Genomic DNA, 23,379 nt, shown 5'->3' with positions numbered 1-23,379 from the left:
TGCTATTCTACTTTTTCTTCCCAAATGACAGGCTCGCCAATTAGATACTTATTAATTTTATATAAAGCGTCATTAATTCCATAACTTACTGAGCAAGGAATATGCTCGGCTTTAGTTCTATTGAGTATGTCTTTTTGGTCTTTAGATAGTTTGCCTATTACTGTTTTTAATTCTAAACAGAATGTAGTATCTCTTCTATTAAGCTTTTTTATAGTCAAATCAGGATAGCCTTTTTTTACTCCCTGTTCTCTCATCTTTCTTCTAGTCTTAAAAGATTTTATTCTTATTCCGCTCATAGAAGGCTCACAGATGATATTTTTATCATCAAGATAAGCTATAACTATTTGCTGTATTCTTTCTTCAGATAAATGATTGTTATATCTTTTCTCCTCATCTTTTTCAGCTGAAATATTATTTTTTAATGTTTCAATATCTATATCTCTTATTTCTTCAACTATCTTTTCTAAATTAAAACATTCGTATCTATCAGCAATTGTCATTTTCGCTCTCCTCTATTTTTTTTCACTATTAAAGTACACCATAGATTTGCTTGTCTTTCACTTTTACAGACTATATAAGAATATTTTCCATCTTGATAATAGATATATATTCCACAAGGATTGATACTGCTTTTTTCGATTCTCATAAAATCATCTTTATTAAAAGCAAGCCCTAATTTTTTTATATGAATTAATTTACTCATTTTACTTCTCCTCGCCGTAGGCGGACATTCGTCTTATTTTATATCCTGTATTAAGAATATGACTGCTATTTGCTATATCCGAAGAACATTCACAGCATACAGAAACTAATGTTATTAAACTTCCTATTTGGTAAGCCGCTTCTTTTACGGCTTTGTTTTGATTACAAACTTCGCATTTCATATTTAGCCTCCTAAAATCCAAGCATAATTTTATCTATAGTTACTTTACTATCTATCCATAAACTAACAGGAAATACAACATTTTTTAACTTTTTATCGATATTCTTTATTCTGCTATTTTTTTTCTTATAATATCTTTTATTTCTTATGCCGCTTTTATAATCTGGTAATAAATGTATATCAATATTTGATGTTTTATATTTAGATTTATAAAAATCTTTTATTTCATATACATATTGTGAATATTTATGTTTTAATCCTAACAATTTATTATATTTAATTATTTTCTCTCTTTTTCTTAATATGTTTTTATATCTTTTATTTTCTCTAATTTTTTTCATTATTTATCCTCCTTATTTTCCAAATATATAGCAAACAATACTCCGTAGCCTGCTATATCCAAAATAGTATCTTTTAAATCTTCATCTACCTTATGATCTGCTTTATCTTTTAGATTTTTAAATCTATTTATTTTATCTTCTATCCTCACCAAAGCTATATTTAATCCATATTCATCAAGCGTTTTATCAAAACTGTTTCCATAATCAGTATTTTTCTTTATAAGAAGTTTTTCTAATTCTTCATATTTATTTTTTATATCTTCATACCCTATATAATTATATTGTTTTAATAAAGAAACATTTACAGCATAATGTATTAACTTATTAAGATTATTTTTGACTTTATAATTTCCTTTCAATATTTTATGTTTCAATTTAGTAAAATTAAAAAGCATATTAGAAATACTCTCTTTAATATCTAAATTATATTTTCCCCTACATTTAAGAGAATTAATTTTATTAGTTATAAGCTCTTCTTTATTCATATTTAAATATCCTTTCTTAAACATCATACTGCATTTCGCCGAACTCTTTAAAATCATCAAGTTTGATATTATCAAAGAAGTTCTCATCTATTTTTGTAGTAGAATATTTATAAGTCATATTTCCGTCTAAAAAAGAACTTAAAGAAATAATAGGTATACCCAAAGACATACATATCATTTTTTCAAGCATAGCACCTTTCGATTCATAGCTTTCATTTTCTATATCTATAAGACAATCGCAGTCAACTAATAATTTAATATCATTTTTTAGATACTCTTCCCATATTCCTGTTTTATTAAGATAATCATAATCACAAGGCACTATAACTTCGCATTCTATATTCCTGCTTTTCATAAAATTAGTAACCTTATCCCTTGCCTCATAAAACTCTTGCTTATAATTTTCTCTATTACTAATAGCACCGCTTAAATATACTTTTATTTTTTCCATTTTTATTTTTCCTCCAATTCTATTAAGTTCTTTATGTCTTTGCCTCTCCAATTACCATAAAAATCTCTAAAAGAATCGCAGTCTAAATCTTCAACTTTTAAATTAGCTGCTTCCATATATATGTTATCAGAGATCATCTCTATACATATTTCTTTTGTATTTACCTCTTGCTTTTCCAAGATAGGTATACCGTATTTATTTATGTTCATTCTATCCCCCCAATTATTTGTTTTATTTATTTATTAATTTTCTATAACATTCAGCATGATAAGCTCCTGTAAAATCCAATGGCTTTTGTATAATATAATCACCATTTTTAAAGTTTTTACAGCAGTATTTACAAGGCAAATTATGAACTCTTTTATCAGGATTATATAAACATATATTTTCATTTTGAAATTCTTTATATAATTGTTCTAATGTTTCCATAATTAAAATAAACTCCATTGAATATTTTTATTAATACTCAAAACTATACTTGTTACATTAGTAATTTTGTCTTTTCTTTTTCCTGCCTCAAGCAATACGCCTTGTTCTTTTAATTCATTTATCCTAGCCGATATTGTAGAAGCCTCCATTTTTAGATGATTAGCAATTTCTCTGCATGTAGAAGGTTCTTTTAATTCTCTTATGGCTCTTAATATTTGTCTGTATAAATTAGCTTTCATATCTTTTACAGTAGTGTTATAGCAGTCTTTAGAAGTTTTTCTAACTTTCTTTTTATTAGTCATTAGCTCACTCCTTTAACTGTTTTCATTATTTTTTTACTAATAGCCTTATTCCTTCTTATCTCTTCATAGCTGTCAAACTCAAAAGTATTATCTCCTTCAAAATGTTCATTGCTTGATATTTCATTATGTTTAATTATCTGTTCTACTATGCTTGAATCTTCTTTGAAAATATTATTATGAGTATATATGCTAGGCTCTATGAAATTATTATATGAAGGAGCTACTATTAAACCGCAGACTGCTTTTAAATCTTCAAGAAAATCAAGATAAAATCCGTTATTTGAAAAATCTCTTATATTATCAATACATTTAAGTATTAATTTTAAAGCCTTATATATTTTTCTTTTATTGTTTAAATCAGATAAATATACTGCCAATTTTACAATCAATCTTTCATCTTTATCCTCAAAATATTTATAAGCACTATCAATATCATCTTCAGCATATATACCGTAATTTCTAAGAAGAACATAAAACTGTAAAATTGTCTTTGAATTAAGAGAATTTTCTTCTATGCCGTTTAATAAATTATAAAGCTCTTTTTTATATTTATTTCTATGCTCTCCATAATTAATTTTAGATACTGATATATTTTCTGTACTTTGTGTATCTTTATTGATGCCGTATCTTCCCATTTATTCCTCCTAATATTTAAAATTATCAAATGTAGGATTTGGATAATGCCCTGTGCCTTCAGTAGATATGCCGTCATTTTCTGCCAAATTCATATCTGACAAACGCATTATTACACCATCTAAATAATTAGAAGACCTAAGATAAACATTTTTCTGACAATCTTTGTTTTGAGCGATATATTCCAAAGTCTCAAATATTGCTACTCCGGCATTTACCTTGCGTTTATTAAAAGCATTCTCAAGCCAATTTATTTTATCCGAGCCTATATCTCTTTTGGATAAAGTTTGAATAATATCGTTTACAGCTTTACCGGTAAGAAGCGAATACCAATACAGATAAGCCTGCTTAAAATTATACCAATCCCAATTCGGATAATTCAGAAGTCCGTACGGATTTGTGAAATCATTAGCATTTTTTTCGCACGCAGTATTTGTTAAATTATTTGTTAATGTATCTGTTAAACTATTTGTTAAATTATCTGTATGTGATTTCTGAAAATTACTGCTTCCATTTTGGAAATTTTCTTCTTCCATTTCTGATTTTTCCGAAATGGATTTCTGAAAATTACTATTTCCATTTTGTATATTTCCGCTTTCCTTTTCTGAATTTTCATCTTTCTTATCTTCTTTTTTATAAGGGTTTGCTATAGCTTTTAAATCTTCAGGCTCTTCGCAAAAAGCATACCAGCTAGTTCTATCATAACTATTATCATTATAAACAGCCTTCACTAATACTTTATTATCTATAAGTTTTTTTAAAGCATACTCTATCTGATTTTTAGTCATATACGGAAATAAATCGCATAATGCTTTTACCGATGAATATGTCCAAAACTTACCGTCTCTATAATTTTTAGCATTGGCTTTATTTTTCTTTATCCAAAAAAGAAAATGATTATAAAGAACTGCCTCAGGCATTCCATACTTTTCTGCTATAACTATATTAAATGAATGTTCCATCAGCAAACCTCTACTTTAATACCTGTTCTATCAGAGAAGTTGTTTATTGCTTCTTTTAATTCTACTTGAAGTTCTTTAACTTCTTTTTCTTCTTCAGCATTATTCTCTTTACTCTCATCATCAAATAAACTAGGTTCATCGCTTATAATATGATATTTACTTGAGAAGTATTTATCTTTTACAATTTTTGCTTTTTTCATATATTTTATATCTGAGCCATCTTTATCAGAAAAAAAATCATCTATAACCACCCAATAACCAATAGGTACATTAGTGTATTTTATTCGTGCTGGTTCTTTTTTCTTTGCTGTCTGATATTCTCCAGTCTTTACAAAAAGACTTCTGTCATCTGGCTGATTAGGTATAATAAAAGCTAATTTTAAATCTATAGCTTTTTGAATATCCGCATTTAATATACCGTCCCACTTAAAAGCTATTTCTTCTTTTTGATATTTAATTATTTTATCCATTGACTATCCCCCTAATAATTGTTATATTCTACTATTTTTATCAAATGCCAATATGAAAGCCGTAAGTGCCTCTCCGCCATTTATTATTCCATATTTCTTTTTCACTTCATAAATTGCATCTCCATTTTTATTTTTTTTAGGCTCTTTATTTTTCTGTTCTGCTATATATACAGGCATATTTTTATTTTTTACTTCACTAAGAATCTCTATTAATTCTCCTACTGTTATTGTTGTTATCATTTTTCACTCCTTAAAAAAATGTTTAATCATCAAATGGAGTAGGTATATTACCTAAAAACTTGTTCATATCAGAATATTTATTATTATCAGTTTCATATACCAAAGGAAGCTCATTAATTTTACAGCCTATTTCTTTTGACTTATAAATATTAATTAAGTTTCTTTTTATTATTTTATCTTTTACCATTGATATTATTCTCTTTAATTCTTCCATACTTAAATCTTCAGGCTCTTTGCCTCTCAAAAGTTTTGTTAATTCTTCTTCTCTCATTTACAATTCTCTTTAATATTCATTACTATTAAAATGGTACTTCTTCATCATCTTCTTCACCCAAATAGCCGTCAGCATATCCTCTTATAGGCTCTGATAATTCATCAGGATTTACTTCAGGTCTTAAAGCTATTTTTATTGCCAAATAATCAGGAAGATAACCTATATTATTTTCTCTTATGATAGGATCTTCATTTTTAGGAAGTTTTGATATTTCTGTTATAGCAATGAAGGTTTTATCTGTACCTATATTAGTTAATTTCAAAATACAATTAGCTCCGCATAAACTTTCTGTTCTAAATTTTACTTCTTCTATTTGTCCGGTCTCATTATTTTTCTTTTTTGTCATTAAAGTCATAGTACCATTTTCATTATATCTTTCACCAAATTTGCATTTTCTCCAATTTTCTAGTGTTTTTCTAAACTCTGAATTGGCACTTGATGATAATACAAACTCTTTATGTATTATCATATTCTTACCTTTATATTCTCCTCTTGTATATTTTTGATCTATTTCAAAAATTAAAAATATTCTTCTAGTCCACCTTATTCTTCCATTAAACTCATTTTTATCATATCTTCCGTCTGATGCATTAAGACATACAGCTTTTACATATCCTTCTTTAGGATATTCAAAACTAACATTACTTGTTACTTCCATAATAAATAATTCTCCTTACAAAATATTTTTTTAATATAAAGTTTTTACTTTTTTGAGTTTTAATTTATAGTCTGCTTCTCTAAGTTTTAATTCGCATTCTCTGTGAACAGCATAAGCTCCAACAGTGCCGTCTACATTAAGACTTAAAACTCTAAAGCTTCCTTCTACATTAGCCCCGCATATAGGACATATCAAATGTTTTTTAGGCTTAAAAAAGTTTTTAATAGTTTTTATCATTGAACACCCCCTTAAAAATTATTTTTTATTAATATTCTCTTTCATTCTTTCAGCAATTTTGAAATCTCTTATGTATTTGTATACTGCTTTATACATTGTTTTTTCAGCTTCATTCAAATAGTCAATAAATGATACACTGTCAAGTGTTCCGTTTTTTTCAAAAATACCCACATTATAATTTAATTCTAACCCCTGTTCTTTCCATATCTTAACCATCTCTGAAGTCTTTGCCCCAAGTCCTTCATCAAGTTCCATTTCTACCATCATTATTGACCATTCTATTGGTTTTCTATGTTCCATAGCCATTGTAATACCCCCATTTAATATTCAATTATTAAATATCTGCCTCTTTTTAATATTTTGATAATTGGAAAAATACTATTTCCTTTACGAACTATAACATTAGATGTACTTCCAAACTTAGCTAATTTATTTTTCAAATCAGCTATAGTAATATTTTTCTTTTTATGTTTAGAGTTCTCTAAAATATCAAAATATAAATCACCCCAGTTTTTCACTATTTCAATATTGTTATAGCCCTTAAACTTTATTATTAAATCATCATCATATTTTTTATCTGTTTTTCTATTTCTTCCGTCTTCATTGCTTTATAAGCCTCTTTACTTATTCATTTCATAAATGCAATTAAAATAGCCGTCAAAAAGTGATGTTATTAGACATTGTTCACAGGGTAATATTATTTTCCTGTCTGCATCCTCAAGCAAGAACTCTCCAAAATATTTACAAAAATAGACTTTATCTTTTTCTGTTCCACTTTTATCAATATGCTTACAATCTTCCGCACAGGAAAAAAATCTCTTATTATTCCTTATACCTGCCTTAAAAGTAGATTCAAATTGTTCTTTTTCTTCTTTTTCCATTTTTACTCCTTATATGGATAATATTTAAGACAGCATTCTTCTCCAAACATGGCTTTATTAATCTGCTTATTTAATGCCTCAATATCAATACCTTCTTTTTTTAATGCTTCTTCTATTTTTTCATAAGTGTTTGGTGCTAAATCGGAAGGATAATGTCCATCATCTAAGTATGCATCTACATTGCAGTCTAAATCTTCAATCCCATTTTCAAGAACTCTGCATATATCAAAAGACACTATAATAGGTTCTGCTTCATAATCTAATTCAGGCATTTTTTACTCCTTAAAATAGTTATATTAAGATTTTTTATTCTCTTCTAATAATTCATCTAATAGTTCAATTTGAAGTTCTAAATATCTAATATGCTCCCACTTAGTATCACATCTAGCAGTAGCTGAAGTTCGTTGTGATTTACTAGGATTATTAGAAAGAATTTCTCTTAATTTTTGACTAGACTTTTCTGCCGCTTTTTTCTCCTTTTCTATCATTTTTAATAATTTCTGCTTGTATTCTAACAAAGCAAAATTACATACTTGTTTTTTAGTAGTTTTCCTTTGTTGTTCAAGCATTTTATCATTTACTGAATATTGCCCCATTTTTTTAATCCTTAATTGATTTGAATAATGGAACTATGACTCCAGCACCTGATTCAGTTTTGCTTATTCTGCCAAAATCTACTAATACAATTTTTCCATATTTATCTTTTACACGAACAAGTATTTGAGTATTATCTTCAAATTTTTTTAATTCTTCTTTTAAGTCTTTTACTAACATTCTTTACTCCTTAAAATGATTTCTCTTATCGTAAGTAGTCATATTTAAACTAGCAAATTCCGTTTGACTATATGCCATCAAACATTCTTCACAAGGCTGATAATTATCTTCCTCTCCTTCAATTTCTTTTTCAAAATAGCAGCATTTCATTTTGCCATTTTCTTCTTCAAGATGTTCACAATTATTTGAACAGCCTATATACTTTTTGCCTTTCCTAATTATTATCCAATAACTAGGATTAAATTCTTTTTCCATCTTTACTCCTTGAAAATTATTTTTTATATATTTTTTGTCTTTACAGACTAGACCTGCAATTTTAGAAATATTTAATACATTTGAAACAAAAAAACGCAGACTATTAACTTTTTTAGTTAATAATCTGCGTTCTAATATGTTTTTAGTTCTTTTATCTTTTGAAAAATAGACTTGTTTTTTTAAATTTGAGAAATTAGACTTGTTTGTTTTGAAACAAGTCTAATATAAAAAATTGATAATATTGATTTTATGTAAAATAATTATATAATAAATAAAAAACTTATCAGAATAAAAAATTATAATGACAAACTTCATAAAAAGTGAACTTAAAAATTGGAAAGCTTTAGAAGTATTATGGATTGTAACAGCAAGTGCTATAATACTATCACTTTCTATATATTGGAAAGAAAATATTATAGGCATAGTATCATCAATAAGCGGTATATTATGTGTAATTCTAACAGGTAAAGGAAAATTATCTTCATACATATTTGGAATGATTAATACAATTCTCTATTCGTATATTGCCTTTAATGCCAAATACTACGGTGAGTTTATGCTCAATGTCTTCTATTATATACCTATGAATATAGCCGGATTTATACTTTGGAGCAGAAACTTAAATAACGAAAGCAAAGAAGTTATAAAAACAAAATTAAATGATAAATATAAAATTATAATATTTGCATTGTCTTTCATATCTATATTTATTTACGGACTTATATTAAAAAAATTAGGAGGCTCTCTTCCTTTTGCGGACAGTGCAAGTACAGTATTTGCCATAACGGCACAGATACTATGCATAAAAAGATGTTCTGAACAGTGGATAATGTGGATATTAGTAAACATTTTAAATATTTCTATATGGTATATTAACTTTTCAAACGGAGGAGATAATATAGCAGCTCTGCTTATGTGGAGTGTATATTTAGTTAATGCTATATTTATGCTTATAAAATGGTACAAAGAGGCAAACGGTTTAAAAATTGATAAAGTGAATATTTAATAAAAATAATAAAAAATATTATTCGGAGTTTTTTATGTATAATGTTGGAATGTATGCAGGTTCATTTAATCCTATTCATCTTGGACATGTAAGATGCATAATAGAAGCCGCCAATCAATGCAAAACTCTTTATATAATTCTATGTATTGGAAATAATAGAAATGAAATTGATAGAAAAATAAGATACAGATGGCTTTATCAATTAACTAAACATATAGGAAATGTAAAAATTCTATTTATAGAAGATAATGCGAAAACAAAAGAAGATTATACAGAAGATTTATGGGAAGAGGATTCTATAAAAATTAAAAATGCTATAGGTGAAAAGATTGATGCTGTATTTTTGGGAGATGATTATAAAAATAAAGATTCTTTTTATACAAGGTACTATAAAGAATCAAAGTTAGTATTTATAGAGAGAAATGAAATAAGTTCTACAAAAATTAGAGAAAATGTTTATAAATATTGGGATTATATTCCTAATATAGTAAAGACTTATTATACAAAAAAAGTTCTGCTCTTGGGAAGTGAAAGTACAGGAAAATCAACACTTACAATTAATTTGGCTAATTATTATAATACCAACTATATAAAAGAAGCAGGCAGAGAACTATCAGAAAAATCTGGAACTGATTTGCTTATGCTTTCAGAAGATTTTACAGAAATCCTTTTAACTCATAAGCTAAATGAAATAAAGGCATCAGAACATAGTAATAAAATATTATTTATAGATACTGATGCTGTAATTACAAATTTTTATATGCATTTTTTGAAAGATGAAAATATAATTAATAATGAAATATTAGCAAAAGCGATTATTAATATAAATAAATATGATGCAGTATTATTTTTAGAGCCGGATGTTGATTTTGTTCAGGACGGTGATAGAAGCGAAGTAATAAAAAATAACAGAGAAAAATACAGCAGTCAAATAAAAGATATACTTGATAATCTAAAAATTAAATATTATTCTATAAACGGAGATTATCAGTCAAGATTTGAAAAGGCAGTTTCTATAATAGATAAGTTATTATAAAAGAAATTATATAAAATATTTATATGCATCGAATATAATTTAATTATTAAATATAGATCTATTGTATATATGATACTTTACTTTTATCCGTATTTTAGTATAATAGTTTAGCAAATATTACTTTGTATTATTTAACATGTTTTAATATTAAAATTATAATTAGGAAAATATATAAATGACTTTTGTATCTCCAAAATTTTTATTCTTGCTGCTGACTTTACCTATTATAATATTTTTATATATACAAACAAGAAAAAATCATTCATATTCAGTAAAGCACCCAAGAGTAAGTATGTCTAAAGTATTGAAATCAAGGTACTATGTTAAAGATATACCATTTGCCCTTATAGTTTTAGCTTTATTTTTTTCTATCATAGGTTTAGCTCGTCCTGCAAAAGTTTCTCATTTATCAGATATTAATGGAGAAGGGGTTTATATTTCTCTTGTTGTTGATGTTTCTCCTTCTATGATGGCTGAAGATATGATACCTACAAGATTAGAGGCTTCTAAAAAAACAATGATAGACTTTATAAAAAAAAGAAATTTTGATAAAATAAGTTTAGTAGCTTTTGCATTAAGAGCTTCTGTACTATCACCTGCTACTTTTGATTATACTTCATTAGAAGAAGAAATAAAAAAAATAGAAATAGATGAAGAAGGTTCTACTTCTATAGGACTTGGAATTGCAACTGCTGTTGATATGCTTAGAAGTATTAAGGAGAATAATGAAAAGATTATTATACTTCTTACAGACGGAGAAAATAATTCTGGTGAAATAGATCCTAAATTAGCTTCAGAGATAGCTTCCAATTTCAATATCAAAATATACACAATAGGTATAGGAGACGCTAACGGAAGTCATGCTTGGGTAACTTATGATGATCCCAACTATGGTAAAAGAAGAATAAGAGCGGATTTTACACTTAATGAAGAATCTTTAATAGATATAGCAGCAGCTACAGGCGGAAAATATTTTAATGCTAAAAATGCTTCAGCTTTAGATAATGTTTACAATACAATAGACAGATTAGAGAAAAAACCAATATTAGATGATGATTTAATTCAATATAAAGAATTGTATAAACCATTTATAATAATAGCTTTTCTTTGTTTATGCCTGAGTATTATACTTTCTACAACTAGGTTTTTGATAATACCATAGTTTGATATGTATTACAATTTTTAATTAATACTATATATGATAATAATTTCTATAAAAATTAATAGTTATTCATACTAAATTGTAATAATTATCAAATATTTCCTTGACTATTTATTTTAACTATTATACAATACTCTGATTATATTTTAATAAAGAGGTAAAACTATGGCAGAGATAAAAAATTATTATTTCTCTTCTGAATCGGTAACAGAAGGCCATCCTGATAAGATCTGCGATGCTGTAAGCGATGCAGTCTTAGACGAATGTTTAAAACAAGATCCTAATTCAAGAGTAGCTTGTGAAACTTTAGCAAAAACTGGAATGATTTTAATTGCTGGAGAAATCACTACAAAAGCTAAATTGGATTATCAAAAAATCGCTAGAGATACCGTAAGGCGAATAGGATACACAAGCAGCGAAATGGGTTTTGACGCTGATACTTGTGCAGTAATGGAGGCTATTGCTGAGCAGTCTCCAGATATAGATATGGGTGTTAGTGCTGGTAAAGGATTATTTAATTCTGAATCATCAAATGTTTCTGAAGGTGCAGGCGATCAAGGTATAATGTTCGGTTATGCTATAAATGAAACTGAAACATTTATGCCTTTAACTATATATTTAGCTCATAGATTGGCAGAGCGTTTGGCTAAAGTTAGAAAAGATAAAATAGTTGACTATTTAAGACCAGACGGCAAAAGTCAGGTTACTGTTGAATATAAAGACGGTAAAGCTGCTAGAATAGAAGCGGTTGTTATTTCTACTCAGCATGCTGCAGGCGTTGATCATAAACAAATAGAAACTGACATAAAAAAACATGTTATTAGTGAAATATGCCCAGCTAATATGCTTGATGAAAATACTAAATACTACATTAACCCAACAGGTTCATTTGTAGTAGGCGGTCCTATGGGCGACTGCGGATTAACAGGAAGAAAAATTATTGTAGACAGTTACGGCGGACATGGTGCTCATGGCGGCGGTGCTTTTTCTGGTAAAGACCCTACAAAAGTAGACAGAAGTGCTTGCTATATGGCCAGATATGTTGCTAAAAATATAGTAGCTTCTGGTATAGCTGACAGAGCTTTAGTTCAGTTTGCTTATGCTATAGGTGTTCCTGAGCCTTTATCTGTATATGTTAATACTTTCGGTACAGCAAAAGTACATGATGAAGTATTGGCCAATATAGTTTCTAAAGAGCTTGATTTAACTCCAGCAGGCATAATCAAAAGATTAGATTTAAGAAGACCTATTTATGAAAAAACCACTGCTTACGGACACTTCGGCAGAGAGCTTCCAGAGTTTACTTGGGAAAAAACAGATATAAAAGATTTGTTTGCTAATGCTAAATAATTAATTAAAAAAATAAATTATAAAAAGTTTTAAACATTCAGGGCTTGTTAATATTTTATATTAACGAGCCTTATTTTTATCAAATATAAATTACTGATATTTTTAATATTTTAATATATAATACTTTTCACTAATAAAACAAAAGGCTTAAATAAAATGATACTTAAAGAACTTACAATTCGTTCTTTTAGAAATTACAATGAAAATGTATTTGAATTCTCTGATAAAATAAATGTGCTTTACGGACATAACGGCTGCGGTAAAACTAATATTCTTGAAGCAATATATATGCTTGGAAATGGCGTATCATTTAGAACAAGACTTGACAGAGAACTTGTAAAAAATGGAAATGATAATTATTTTTTGAGAGGAGTTTTCAGAGAAGATGAATTAAATTATGATACGAATATAGAAATAGCATATCAAAAAAAAGTAAAAAATGTATTTATAGATAAAAAAGAAGTGTCTTCAAGAAAAGATTTAATAGGAAGAATACTTTATGTTATATTTCTGCCAAATGATACTGACTTAGTAATAGCAGAGCCTAAATTAAGACGAGATTATTTTAATATGTTAATATCTACAATATCATCAGAATATCTGCTTGCATTAATAAAATATAATAAACTATTAAAAATGAGAAATGTATGTCTAAGCACCAAGCCTAATGAAGCATATATTTATAATAACGATATAGCAAAACTCTCTATTTATATAGCTGGTGAAAATAAAAAATACTCTTCTATTTTAGAAGATAAAATGAATGAAATCTATAAAAATATTTTTAATGGTGAAAACCCTTATGTTATAAAGTATCAGTCTACCATAGAAGACATTTCAAATGAAAATGAATACATAAAAAAACTAGAAACTACCTTAAACGAACAAATAAGAATGCGTACCACATATTTTGGTATACATAGAGCAGAGTATCAATTCTTTTATAAAGACTCCCTTTCAAAAAAATTTTCATCCCAAGGTGAGAAAAGAATGTTTACTCTTATAATGAAACTTGCAAGTGAGAAAATATTATCCGAGTACAGAAAAAAATCTCCTATTCTACTTATTGATGATGCTATGCTTGAGCTTGATAATACAAGACGAGATAATATACTAGAATACATAAAAACATTAGGACAGGTATTTATTACTGTTACAGAAAAAGAGAAAGTAAAAAACTTTGAAAACGGAAAAGTATTTGATATACCAAATATAAGAATGTGAAAATTATAAAAGGTTTCAAAATGAAATATAAGCCTTATGTAAAATAGGAATTGAAAAAGTTAGTGCAAGAAAAAATATTTACTTGGGTGATATTGATACAAGTTTAATTACCGATATGAGTAGATTGTTCAGAAATACAGTTTTGCAGGTTCGACTATAGAAAATAATATTCTTTCTTTGTATATACTAAATTAAAAAATAAATTTTATTATGACTACCCTCCCTTTATATTTTTTTGTTTTAATTAACTATTTTATTTTTATAATATTTATAATTTTATTAGAATTTTTAGCACCCGCCCAAATTGGTTTAAATTTGTTGTATTTTCACCGCACGCAAAACTATATTAAAAGATTAATTTCCTTATTGATACAATTTAAATTTATTATAAAAGCGAATTAAGCGTGCGTTAAAAAAATTATCAAATTTACAAAATTAACTAATTAAAAATTATATCAGCTTTTTTAACAAAAAGTGTCAAAGAGATTTATTTATACTTTACTAACTCTTATAATATGGGATTTTAGATTATATAAATGATTATCTTTTTAAATATTCATCAAAAAGTTTTATTATATCGTCTCTTTTATTTTTTGCTGCTAATCTGTATGCAGTATTTCCATAACTGTTTCTATCAGTAGGATTAGCTCCAGCTTTTAAAAGTTCTTCTATTATATTTATAGGTGTTCCTATGGTTCTGTATATTTTTTTATTTAAATTACTATCCTGAACAGGAGCTTCATATTCATACATTACCGCTCTTATTAAAACAGTATTTCCATTTCTGTCGCGTGCATTAACATCGGCACCAAGTTCTATCACTTTTTTTATTAATTCAAAATCTAATTGCCTTTTTTCTATCAAATACATAAGAAGTGTTTTTCCATCATTTGTACTTGAAGAATTTACATCAGCACCTAAATTTATATATTCATTTAATATTTCCGTAGAATGAGTGCTGTCAAAATTCGTAGATATCACTTGAGAATTATATATAATAGCTTCATTCAAATTACTTGCCCCAGCATTTACTAATTCTTTTATTATATCAATATTAGTTGCCGCAGTTAAAGGCGATTTTCTCTCAGCACCTTTATAATTTCTGTATACTTCTATATACGCCCTTGTGTTAACATTAGCACCTTTATCTATTAAATATTTTACAACCTCTAAATGATTGCCTTCGCATGCAGACACCAATGCTGAATTAAGATCCTTAGCACCTAAATCAATAAGTTTCTCTGCTATATCTAATTGTCCGCCAATAGCCGCATAAGATAATGCAATATTATAATTACTAGCCCCAGATTTCATTATATTCTCTGCTATATCCCAATAACCTTCGGCACATGCAACATAAAAAGCAAAATCAAAATCTTTAGCACCGAAATCAAGAAGTTCCTGAACTATCTCCTTATTACCAAGCTGAGCGGCATACATTAAAGGACTCATACCATAATTTACATTATATAAATCCAAGTTAATGCCTTCTCTTAATAATATTTTTACTTTATCTATATCATTATTTTTTATAGATTCCATTAACTCATCATTCTGAGCAAATGCCAAATTAAATACTATAAATAATAGAATAATTATTTTTTTCATTATAAAATCCAAGTTATAAAATACCGTTTCTATTATCGGAAATAATAAAACTATACTTATAAAATAAAAAATTTGTCAAATTATAAATAAAATCGTATAAATAGTAAACATAACAACAATTATAAATATAATATGTATTGATATTTATTTTTATAGGTTTATAATTTGAATATAGGGGTAGAATTAAATATTTAAGAGGATAAAATTATGGAAATAAGTATTCGTAATAATGCTCCTTATATAAGAAACAATACTAACATAAGAAATAACAGCAGCAATATCAATAATATTGTTCAGGAAGCAAGTCAAAAAACTCCTATAAGTGAAGTAGGAGTATGTAAAACTTGTGCTTCAAGAACATATCAGGACGGCTCTAATGATATAGGAGTATCTTTTAAAAGTCCTACTCGTATAGATCCTTCAAGTGCTCCTTCCCTAGTAGCATCACATGAACAAGAGCATGTTGCAAATAATCAAAGATCTGCTGAAAAAAGCGGCGGTGAGGTAATCTTTCAAAATGTAACATTAACTACTAATATATGCCCAGAATGTAAAAGAGTTTATGTTTCCGGAGGTGTTACAAAAGCAGCAATAGCAAGTTCATCTTCTAAAGGAAATAATTTAGATACTTATGCATAAAAATATTAAAAAGTTCTGTTTTTACGCAAACTTCAAACTATATAATGACTACTAAATTTATATTATAATATATAATTAATAATATCAGTTAGGAGTATAATGTATGAATAAAAGATTTATCATTACTTTAATAATTTCAATAGTTGTATGTCTATTAATAGGTGCTGTGGGAGGACTCAGTGTAAAAGCGGATAATTTTGTTTGGTATGATTCACTTAACAGATCGCCGTTAAATCCGCCAAATATACTATTTCCAATAGCTTGGAGCATTCTTTATATACTGCTTGCCATATCAGTTTCGATTATAATCAATAAAAAACCTACAGACAAAAAAGCTGTTATAATTTTTATAGTGCAATTAATATTAAATTCTCTTTGGACTTTTATTTTCTTCGGATTAAAACAGCCTTTATTCGGTCTTATAGAAATAATGATTTTGGATGTTATGATAATAATAACTATAATAAAATTTAAATCTATTTCAAAAGCAGCTTCTTATCTTCTTGTACCGTATTTAGCATGGTGCTTATTTGCAAGCTATTTGACATTTTATATAGTAACATATAATTAAGCATCAAAAAATAATATACTTTATTTCTACAGTGATTTAAAAATTATTTATGGAATTTTCTATATAAACTTTTTTATACCTATGCTAATAGCATACCTCATTAAATATGCAAAAAAATTATAAATTCATTCTCACTCCCCACCCTATAAATTTTAAAACTTTACTCTGAAATAAACATTTTATTCATACTTATAGCCAATTAAGAAAAAGCACACCCGCCCAAGTGTTTTTTTAATTTGATGTTACAATAGCACGCGGTGAATAAAATTTCAGTTTATAGCAAAAATTAGAACTATTAATTAACTATTATTTTAGTATGAGTTTAACGCGTGTTGAATAAAAACATAATTTCTAAAACTCTATAGTTCTAAAATAAGTTTATTATTTTACCTAAATTGCATAACACTTTTATTTCATACTATCTATATATTCATAAAAAGTATGAGTAAATTCAATATATTAAATCAATAAAATATATTTTTTAACACTTTCATTGATTTTTATTATTTTAAATATAAAATATTTTCATAAAAAATTATTGGAGTATTACAAAAATGAGAGAAATAATCAATTTTAATACCGATTGGAAGTTTTTTAAGGAATGGAATGATAATATAAAAATTGAAAAATTAAACGGAGAAAATATCACATTGCCTCATACAGTTTCTGAAATACCTCTGCATTATTTCAACGAATCAGATACTTGGCTCGTATCAGGATATCAAAATATTTTTCAATACGACAAATCAAAATTAGAAGGCAAGAGAATATTAATTAATTTTGAAGGTGCTATGGCGGCTGCTGAAGTATTTGTCAATGAAAAAAGTTTTGGAGAGCATAAAGGCGGATATTTACCTTTTGTATATGATATCACAGATGAATTAAAAGACGGAGAAAATCTCATAGCTGTAAAACTAGATAGTACGGAAAGAGAAGATATTCCGCCTTTCGGAAATGAAATAGATTATTTATGCTATGGCGGAATATACAGAGAAGTACAAATTATTATTGCTGATAATATATCAATAGAAAATGTTATGCTTACAGGACTTGCTAATCAAAATATAACAGGAAAGATAAGAATAAGAAACAGCAAAAAAGAAAGCATTAAAGAAACAATTTCTATTAATTTATATAATAGAGAATATCATATATGCGAGATAAAAAAAGAAATAACTTTAAAAAAAGGCGAATTATTTACAGATATAACAGTAGATGAACATATAGACTCTGACAGAATAGAATTATGGGATATAGATAATCCGAGACTTTATAGATTGGAAGTATCTATTGCCAGCAATGAAGATAACTTTTCTGTAAAAATCGGATTTAGAGATGCTAAATTTACAGAGAACGGATTTTTCTTAAATGATAGAAGAATAAAGCTTAGAGGATTAAACAGACATCAAAGCTTCCCTTATGTTGGTTATGCTATGCCTGAAAGAATACAAAAGAAAGATGCCGATATATTAAAATTCGACTTAGGACTTAATATAGTTCGTTCTTCGCACTACCCTGCTTCAAGACATTTCTTAGACAGATGCGATGAGATAGGATTAATGGTATTTGAAGAAATTCCTGGCTGGCAGCATATAGGCGATAAAAAATGGCAGAAAGTTTCTGTAGAAAATGTTAAAGATATGATAGAAAGAGATTATCATCATCCTTCCATTATAATATGGGGAGTAAGAATAAATGAAAGTCAGGATAACCATAACTTTTATAAAGAGACTAATAAAACAGCACATGAACTTGATAAAACAAGACAAACAGGCGGAGTAAGATATATAACAGGAAGTGAATTATTAGAAGATGTATACACAGTGAATGATTTTAATTATGACGGTACTGCTGATCCTCTAAAAGCACAGAAATCTGTAACCAAATTAGATAAGAATGTTCCGTATATGATAACAGAATATAACGGACATATGTTCCCTACAAAAATGCAGGACTGTGAAGAAAGATTAATAGAACATACTAAAAGACATTTTGAAATAATTAATGCCGTTGCTATAGATAATCATATCTCAGGTTCTACAGGCTGGTGTACATTTGATTATCATACTCACTATAATTTCGGTTCAGGCGACAGAATATGCTATCATGGCGTTTATGATATGTTTAGAAATCCAAAATTGGCCGCATCAGTATATTCATCACAAACAAACAAAAGAAATAAAATAGTATTAGAACCTATCACTATATATGCCAGAGGAGAAAGAGCTATAGGAGGAATATCTCCTTTGATGGTTGCTACAAATTGTGATTATGTTGAATTATATTACCGAGATGAACTTTTAGCGAAAGAGTATCCTGCAGCAGGAAAGTATCAGGGCTTAAAGCATCCTCCTGTAATAATTACTATGGAAGTTAATATACCAGGTGTAAGTGATATGGGTTGGGGAGATATTAAAATAATAGGATACATAGAAGGAAAAGCAGTTATAGAAAAAAACTATTTGAGTAATCCTACATTTTCAAGTTTAGAGATGTATGCCGATGACTATGAAATCAATGCTATAAGTGAAGGCTCTTCTTGGGATTCTACAAGAATAACTGTAAAAGCAGTTGATGCAATAGGAAACAGACTTCCATATATTAATGAAGCTATTACTATAGAAGTTAAAGGTTCCGGAGAATTAATAGGAAATGATAATCCTGTATTAGAAGGCGGATACTATTCTTTTTGGGTAAAATCAAATAATAAGAAGGGAAGTATAAAAGTTACGGTACAAAATAAAAGGGTTAAAACCTCTTCTATTGAAATAAAAGTAAAATAATAACAAGTATAAAAAAGGGTTTGAAATTGATATTTCAAGCTCTTTTTTTATATAAAGCCATCTTGTTTTATTTGCAATTTATTGTTTAATTATAGTTATAATACTATTTATAGGAAGAATTATGAAAAATGAAGATATGAAAAAACATATAGAAATAATATATGATTTTTGGTATACATCAAATAGATTTTATTATCTATGGGCTAAGCAATATGGAATAACAGATTTAGCTTTATTTACATTATTTATAATTTACAACAGCAAAGAATGCGTACAGAACTCCATTACAGAAAAATTGTCTGTACCAAAACAAACTGTTTGTTCTATATTAGATAACTTTGAAAAGAAAGGATATATTAAGAAAAAAGTTAATCCTAAAGATAAAAGAAATAGACTTATTAGTTTAACAAAAAAGGGAAATACATTTGCCGAGCCTATATTAAAAGAGTTGGAAAAATTGGATATGGCAATGCTTAAATGTCTTACAGAAGATGAGATAAAAAATTATGTTGAATCTCAAAAGAAACTTATAACATTTATGAATAATTATTTTGATAATTAAAATATTGAATTTAATAAAATAATTAATATAATAATTGTATAAATTATTTTAAAGGCGGTTTTATTTTGAAAGTTATACCTTCAGATAGTTTATTAAAAAATAGAAAAGAAAAAGTAAGTGAAAAATTATGTGCAGACTGCAATTCATTATGCTGTCATGATTTAGTAATGGAAATCTCTCCTCCTAAAAATGAAAGCGAACTTAATACATTAAAATGGTATTTGCATTTCAGACATTCATTTATATTTATATATGAGAACACTTGGTATCACATGATAAGAAGCGAATGCAGATATTTAGATAAAAAAACATATTTATGTAAGAATTATGAAAATAGAAATGAAATCTGCTCAAAACACAGCCCACCCAAATGTGAAAGATATGAAGAATGGTATGATGTCATATTTGATGATCAGTATGAATTAGAAAAATATGTATATGAAAATAAGATAATTAAGAAAAAATCTTCCGGTACAAAGAAAAAGGCTGCTAAAAAAACTAAAAAATAGATAAAATATGAAAAAAAAAGCAATAAAAAAAGTTTGTATAACATATCCGCCATTTGAATATAATAATGGATATCCTTTGATGTCCTTAAATAGACAATTTCAATGGTTAAAAAATCCATCATATTCATATCCTATAATACCATCTTATGCCGCCACATTATTAAAGAATAATGGAATTAATGTTGTGTTTTTAGATACAATAGCATCTAATATAACAACTATAGATTGGTTTAATAGTATGGATAATATCTCTCCTGATTTAATATTTTTTGAGGTAAAAACTCCTATAATCAATTATATTTGGGATACAATAGAAGCATTAAAGGAAAGATATAGCAATACTTATATAGTTTTAGGAGGGGATCATGTTACAGCTTTGCCTGAAGAAAGTATGAATAAATCTAAAACTGATTTTGTATTAACAGGCGGAGATTATGACTTTCTTCTTTTGAATTTGGTTAATCATATAAATAATGGTGAGAAACTGAAAAAAGGAATATACTACAGAACTTCAAATGGAAATATTAAAAATACAGGAAAATTTGAACTTGAAGAATCTCTAGACAGACTTCCATTTATAGATAGAAATCTCACAAATTGGAAACTATATTCAAAAATAAATAGGTATTTCAAAAAAACACCCGGAACATCTATAATGTCGGCAAGAGGTTCTATATATAATAACTATAACAGTAATTCTTCAAATATTCTATTTAATAATATAAGAGTTAGAAATCCAATTAATGTAATAGATGAAATAGAATATTTAAATAAAAGATATGGAATAAAAGAAATATTAGACACAAGTGTTTATTTTCCCACAGGAGAATGGCTTTCATTATTCTGCGAAACTATGAAAGAAAGAAAACTCCATAAAAAACTTTATATAGACTGTTATGTTTATCTTGGAATATTAGAATATCAAGACTATAAAATGATGAAAAAATCCGGATTTAAAACAGTTATTTTTAATTTACCTTCAGGAAATTCTAAAACTATTGAGAAACTAGGTATTAATGATAACAAGATAGAAAATATTATAGAATCCATAAAATTAGCAAAGCAAGCAGGTTTATTTGTAGATATAATGGTAAAAATAGGTTATCCTTGGGAAACACCTGAAGATATAAAAAATACATTCAATATTATAAAATATTTAATGTTCAATGGATATATTAATTCTATGAACGCTTCTATTTTTATACCATATCCCGGAACCAAATTATTCAAATATTGCGATGAAAATAATTTGATTAAAACTAAAAATTGGTTTGACTATGATATGAGAAAAAGTATTATGAAGCTGGATATAGATGATGAACAAATATTCAAATACATTGAATCCTTTTATAATTTATCATTTACTCCAAGATATGTTTTTCAGAAAATAAAAAGTATAAGAGATATTTACGATATAAAATACTATATAAAATCGTTTAAAAACATACTTTCATACTACTTAAATGATTAAAAATATACTTGCATTGAAAATGTTTTAATGATATTCTTTTTAAACGGTTTATATATAATGCCATAATTATTGAGGATTAAAGTTTATATGAAAAAAATAATAGTTTTTATATTATCTTTTATTTTTATGCAAAGTAATCTTTTATTTAATGATGTTGTAAATAGCATAGTTGGTATAGTTGGTTCTATGCCCATTACTTATGAAGATTTTTTAAGCAGAAAAACATTTTTGACATTGCAGGCTAGATCTATTGGACAAAAAGTTACTGATGATATGGTTTATAAAGATTTAGTTGAAGAAAGGATAATGTATTTAAAACTTAAAGAAAATAATTATGTCATAGAAGATAATGATGTCAAAAGAAGATTAGAAAGTATTGCAAAACAATATAATATGACTTCAGATCAGTTTGCTAAGCAGCTTATGGCTGAAGGAATATCTTATGAAGAATATAAGAATTCTATAAAAAAACAAATAGCTATGGAAAATTTATATGGACTTGTAGTTAATAACACAGAAATTACTGATAAAGAAGCTGATGAATTCTATAATAATTCTAAAGATAAATCTGCATTTGAAGCTGATACTTTGGTAAAACTTTCTTGGATCTTTTTCAAAGCTGCCACATTTACAGAAAAAGGAGAAAAACAAGAATTAGCAAGTAAAGTAAGAGGAATGGCAGCAAGGGGACAAGATTTTGCTGAATTAGCTAAACAATACAGTGAAGATGAAGCAACAAGAAAAAACGGAGGAGATTTGGGATATAATCTTCTTTATGATGCTGGTAAAAGATCTTTGCCGGCTCAAATAAATGCCGGTCTTAATTTGGCTAAAAGAGGATATAAAGTAGGTACTGTAAGCAGTGTTCGTGAATTAGTTGGAAAAGGATTCTATATAGTAAAAATAATGGCAATAGAAAAGGATATGGAGAGCATAAGAACAAGAGTAAAAAACTATTTAAGCGAGGCTCGTATGAGAGAATCATTCATAAAATGGCTTGACGAAGAAACTAAAAGAGTATCTGTTCAAATTTATAAATAATTGATATACTTAAACAAAAAATTAATTGTAAAATAAATTATTATATGTTATTATTAAAAACAAAAATTGAGAAAATTGTACTATGATTTGGAAAAAGTTTAAATTAAAGAAAATGCTGTTAACAGTTTTTGATAATCTTAAA

General features: G+C 27.0%; 36 protein-coding genes. 12 read left to right on the top strand and 24 right to left on the bottom strand.

From position 1 onward, the window contains the following. Nucleotides 1-2: 2 nt before the first annotated feature. From BFL38_RS04870 to BFL38_RS04765, 23 genes are all read right to left on the bottom strand, one after another. On the bottom strand, nt 3-500 hold the full coding sequence (locus BFL38_RS04870) for a hypothetical protein (protein ID WP_069725991.1): 498 nt from the start codon (nt 498-500) through the stop codon (nt 3-5). Then, nucleotides 497-703 carry a hypothetical protein gene (locus tag BFL38_RS04865; RefSeq protein WP_069725990.1) on the bottom strand — a complete coding sequence of 69 codons (207 nt, stop codon included), beginning with the start codon at nt 701-703 and terminating at the stop codon, nt 497-499. The genes BFL38_RS04870 and BFL38_RS04865 overlap by 4 nt, the downstream gene beginning before the upstream one ends. Before the next feature lies 1 nt (nt 704). Then, the gene (locus BFL38_RS04860; RefSeq protein WP_069725989.1) at nt 705-884 is read right to left on the bottom strand and encodes a hypothetical protein; all 180 of its coding nucleotides are present in this window, start codon (nt 882-884) and stop codon (nt 705-707) included. Nucleotides 885-894: 10 nt separating this feature from the next. Further along, the gene (locus BFL38_RS04855) at nt 895-1,224 is read right to left on the bottom strand and encodes a hypothetical protein (RefSeq protein WP_069725988.1); all 330 of its coding nucleotides are present in this window, start codon (nt 1,222-1,224) and stop codon (nt 895-897) included. Continuing rightward, nucleotides 1,224-1,736, bottom strand: a complete 513-nt coding sequence (locus tag BFL38_RS15420; protein ID WP_256097200.1) for a nucleotide modification associated domain-containing protein — start codon at nt 1,734-1,736, stop codon at nt 1,224-1,226. Before BFL38_RS15420 ends, BFL38_RS04855 begins: the two co-directional genes overlap by 1 nt. Further along, nucleotides 1,726-2,160: a DUF4406 domain-containing protein gene (locus tag BFL38_RS04845; protein ID WP_083249379.1), complete on the bottom strand. Its 435-nt coding sequence runs from the start codon at nt 2,158-2,160 to the stop codon at nt 1,726-1,728. The genes BFL38_RS15420 and BFL38_RS04845 overlap by 11 nt, the downstream gene beginning before the upstream one ends. A gap of 2 nt (nt 2,161-2,162) precedes the next feature. Continuing rightward, on the bottom strand, nt 2,163-2,369 hold the full coding sequence (locus BFL38_RS04840) for a hypothetical protein (RefSeq protein ID WP_069725987.1): 207 nt from the start codon (nt 2,367-2,369) through the stop codon (nt 2,163-2,165). Nucleotides 2,370-2,391: 22 nt separating this feature from the next. Beyond that, the gene (locus BFL38_RS04835) at nt 2,392-2,589 is read right to left on the bottom strand and encodes a hypothetical protein (RefSeq protein ID WP_069725986.1); all 198 of its coding nucleotides are present in this window, start codon (nt 2,587-2,589) and stop codon (nt 2,392-2,394) included. Nucleotides 2,590-2,591: 2 nt separating this feature from the next. Continuing rightward, nucleotides 2,592-2,891 (bottom strand): winged helix-turn-helix transcriptional regulator, encoded by a 300-nt coding sequence (locus tag BFL38_RS04830; RefSeq protein WP_069725985.1) that lies wholly within the window; start codon nt 2,889-2,891, stop codon nt 2,592-2,594. Beyond that, entirely contained in the window at nt 2,891-3,526 is a 636-nt protein-coding gene (locus BFL38_RS04825) for a hypothetical protein (RefSeq protein WP_069725984.1), read from the bottom strand. The genes BFL38_RS04830 and BFL38_RS04825 overlap by 1 nt, the downstream gene beginning before the upstream one ends. A gap of 9 nt (nt 3,527-3,535) precedes the next feature. Beyond that, nucleotides 3,536-4,486, bottom strand: coding sequence for a hypothetical protein (locus BFL38_RS04820; protein WP_069725983.1), 951 nt, complete (start codon nt 4,484-4,486; stop codon nt 3,536-3,538). Next, nucleotides 4,486-4,956 carry a hypothetical protein gene (locus BFL38_RS04815; protein ID WP_069725982.1) on the bottom strand — a complete coding sequence of 157 codons (471 nt, stop codon included), beginning with the start codon at nt 4,954-4,956 and terminating at the stop codon, nt 4,486-4,488. Before BFL38_RS04815 ends, BFL38_RS04820 begins: the two co-directional genes overlap by 1 nt. Nucleotides 4,957-4,977: 21 nt before the next feature. Then, nucleotides 4,978-5,196, bottom strand: a complete 219-nt coding sequence (locus BFL38_RS04810) for a hypothetical protein (RefSeq protein ID WP_069725981.1) — start codon at nt 5,194-5,196, stop codon at nt 4,978-4,980. A gap of 22 nt (nt 5,197-5,218) precedes the next feature. After that, the gene (locus BFL38_RS04805) at nt 5,219-5,467 is read right to left on the bottom strand and encodes a hypothetical protein (protein ID WP_069725980.1); all 249 of its coding nucleotides are present in this window, start codon (nt 5,465-5,467) and stop codon (nt 5,219-5,221) included. A 28-nt stretch (nt 5,468-5,495) separates the two neighbouring features. Further along, nucleotides 5,496-6,128 (bottom strand): hypothetical protein, encoded by a 633-nt coding sequence (locus tag BFL38_RS04800; protein ID WP_069725979.1) that lies wholly within the window; start codon nt 6,126-6,128, stop codon nt 5,496-5,498. A 30-nt stretch (nt 6,129-6,158) separates the two neighbouring features. Continuing rightward, the gene (locus tag BFL38_RS04795) at nt 6,159-6,365 is read right to left on the bottom strand and encodes a hypothetical protein (RefSeq protein ID WP_069725978.1); all 207 of its coding nucleotides are present in this window, start codon (nt 6,363-6,365) and stop codon (nt 6,159-6,161) included. Nucleotides 6,366-6,383: 18 nt separating this feature from the next. Continuing rightward, a complete protein-coding gene (locus BFL38_RS04790) occupies nt 6,384-6,671 on the bottom strand; it encodes a hypothetical protein (RefSeq protein WP_069725977.1) in 288 nt (95 codons plus the stop codon). A gap of 14 nt (nt 6,672-6,685) precedes the next feature. Further along, complete coding sequence (locus BFL38_RS04785; protein ID WP_069725976.1) at nt 6,686-6,883, bottom strand: hypothetical protein; 198 nt, start codon at nt 6,881-6,883, stop codon at nt 6,686-6,688. 102 nt (nt 6,884-6,985) lie between these two features. Next, entirely contained in the window at nt 6,986-7,246 is a 261-nt protein-coding gene (locus tag BFL38_RS04780; protein WP_069725975.1) for a hypothetical protein, read from the bottom strand. 2 nt (nt 7,247-7,248) lie between these two features. Then, complete coding sequence (locus tag BFL38_RS04775; protein WP_069725974.1) at nt 7,249-7,518, bottom strand: hypothetical protein; 270 nt, start codon at nt 7,516-7,518, stop codon at nt 7,249-7,251. A gap of 24 nt (nt 7,519-7,542) precedes the next feature. Continuing rightward, on the bottom strand, nt 7,543-7,842 hold the full coding sequence (locus BFL38_RS04770) for a hypothetical protein (RefSeq protein ID WP_069725973.1): 300 nt from the start codon (nt 7,840-7,842) through the stop codon (nt 7,543-7,545). 4 nt (nt 7,843-7,846) lie between these two features. Next, nucleotides 7,847-8,020: a hypothetical protein gene (locus tag BFL38_RS15110; protein WP_176720544.1), complete on the bottom strand. Its 174-nt coding sequence runs from the start codon at nt 8,018-8,020 to the stop codon at nt 7,847-7,849. A 3-nt stretch (nt 8,021-8,023) separates the two neighbouring features. Next, a complete protein-coding gene (locus tag BFL38_RS04765) occupies nt 8,024-8,275 on the bottom strand; it encodes a hypothetical protein (protein ID WP_069725972.1) in 252 nt (83 codons plus the stop codon). Between the two features lie 301 nt (nt 8,276-8,576). On the opposite strand from BFL38_RS04765, the gene pnuC reads away from it, so the two are divergent. The 5 genes from pnuC to recF all read left to right on the top strand — a co-directional run bounded on the left by pnuC (nt 8,577) and on the right by recF (nt 14,053). Next, on the top strand, nt 8,577-9,281 hold the full coding sequence (pnuC, locus tag BFL38_RS04760; protein ID WP_069725971.1) for a nicotinamide riboside transporter PnuC: 705 nt from the start codon (nt 8,577-8,579) through the stop codon (nt 9,279-9,281). A 34-nt stretch (nt 9,282-9,315) separates the two neighbouring features. Beyond that, entirely contained in the window at nt 9,316-10,317 is a 1,002-nt protein-coding gene (locus BFL38_RS04755; protein ID WP_069725970.1) for an AAA family ATPase, read from the top strand. Nucleotides 10,318-10,492: 175 nt separating this feature from the next. Further along, on the top strand, nt 10,493-11,479 hold the full coding sequence (locus BFL38_RS04750; RefSeq protein WP_069725969.1) for a vWA domain-containing protein: 987 nt from the start codon (nt 10,493-10,495) through the stop codon (nt 11,477-11,479). 165 nt (nt 11,480-11,644) lie between these two features. Next, complete coding sequence (gene metK, locus BFL38_RS04745) at nt 11,645-12,829, top strand: methionine adenosyltransferase (protein ID WP_069725968.1); 1,185 nt, start codon at nt 11,645-11,647, stop codon at nt 12,827-12,829. Nucleotides 12,830-12,985: 156 nt separating this feature from the next. Continuing rightward, entirely contained in the window at nt 12,986-14,053 is a 1,068-nt protein-coding gene (gene recF / locus BFL38_RS04740) for a DNA replication/repair protein RecF (protein ID WP_069725967.1), read from the top strand. A gap of 540 nt (nt 14,054-14,593) precedes the next feature. Here the strand turns inward: recF and BFL38_RS04735 are convergent. Next, on the bottom strand, nt 14,594-15,661 hold the full coding sequence (locus tag BFL38_RS04735) for an ankyrin repeat domain-containing protein (RefSeq protein WP_069725966.1): 1,068 nt from the start codon (nt 15,659-15,661) through the stop codon (nt 14,594-14,596). A 207-nt stretch (nt 15,662-15,868) separates the two neighbouring features. On the opposite strand from BFL38_RS04735, the gene BFL38_RS04730 reads away from it, so the two are divergent. The 7 genes from BFL38_RS04730 (at nt 15,869) to BFL38_RS04700 (ending at nt 23,237) form a co-directional block, all read left to right on the top strand. Next, the gene (locus BFL38_RS04730; RefSeq protein WP_069725965.1) at nt 15,869-16,300 is read left to right on the top strand and encodes a hypothetical protein; all 432 of its coding nucleotides are present in this window, start codon (nt 15,869-15,871) and stop codon (nt 16,298-16,300) included. Between the two features lie 103 nt (nt 16,301-16,403). Beyond that, the gene (locus BFL38_RS04725) at nt 16,404-16,871 is read left to right on the top strand and encodes a TspO/MBR family protein (protein WP_069725964.1); all 468 of its coding nucleotides are present in this window, start codon (nt 16,404-16,406) and stop codon (nt 16,869-16,871) included. Nucleotides 16,872-17,425: 554 nt separating this feature from the next. Next, nucleotides 17,426-19,654: a glycoside hydrolase family 2 protein gene (locus tag BFL38_RS04720; protein ID WP_069725963.1), complete on the top strand. Its 2,229-nt coding sequence runs from the start codon at nt 17,426-17,428 to the stop codon at nt 19,652-19,654. 121 nt (nt 19,655-19,775) lie between these two features. Continuing rightward, entirely contained in the window at nt 19,776-20,216 is a 441-nt protein-coding gene (locus tag BFL38_RS04715; protein ID WP_069725962.1) for a MarR family winged helix-turn-helix transcriptional regulator, read from the top strand. Between the two features lie 65 nt (nt 20,217-20,281). Next, nucleotides 20,282-20,725: a YkgJ family cysteine cluster protein gene (locus BFL38_RS04710; protein ID WP_069725961.1), complete on the top strand. Its 444-nt coding sequence runs from the start codon at nt 20,282-20,284 to the stop codon at nt 20,723-20,725. Nucleotides 20,726-20,732: 7 nt separating this feature from the next. Beyond that, complete coding sequence (locus BFL38_RS04705) at nt 20,733-22,196, top strand: B12-binding domain-containing radical SAM protein (protein ID WP_069725960.1); 1,464 nt, start codon at nt 20,733-20,735, stop codon at nt 22,194-22,196. Nucleotides 22,197-22,283: 87 nt separating this feature from the next. After that, the gene (locus BFL38_RS04700) at nt 22,284-23,237 is read left to right on the top strand and encodes a peptidylprolyl isomerase (protein ID WP_069725959.1); all 954 of its coding nucleotides are present in this window, start codon (nt 22,284-22,286) and stop codon (nt 23,235-23,237) included. Nucleotides 23,238-23,379: the final 142 nt, after the last annotated feature.

The sequence above is a fragment of the Brachyspira hampsonii genome, from assembly GCF_001746205.1.
GTDB classification, from domain to species: Bacteria; Spirochaetota; Brachyspiria; order Brachyspirales; family Brachyspiraceae; genus Brachyspira; species Brachyspira hampsonii_B.
The sequence above is the reverse complement of the archived record's forward strand: the minus strand, read 5'-3'. Positions and strand labels throughout refer to the sequence as shown.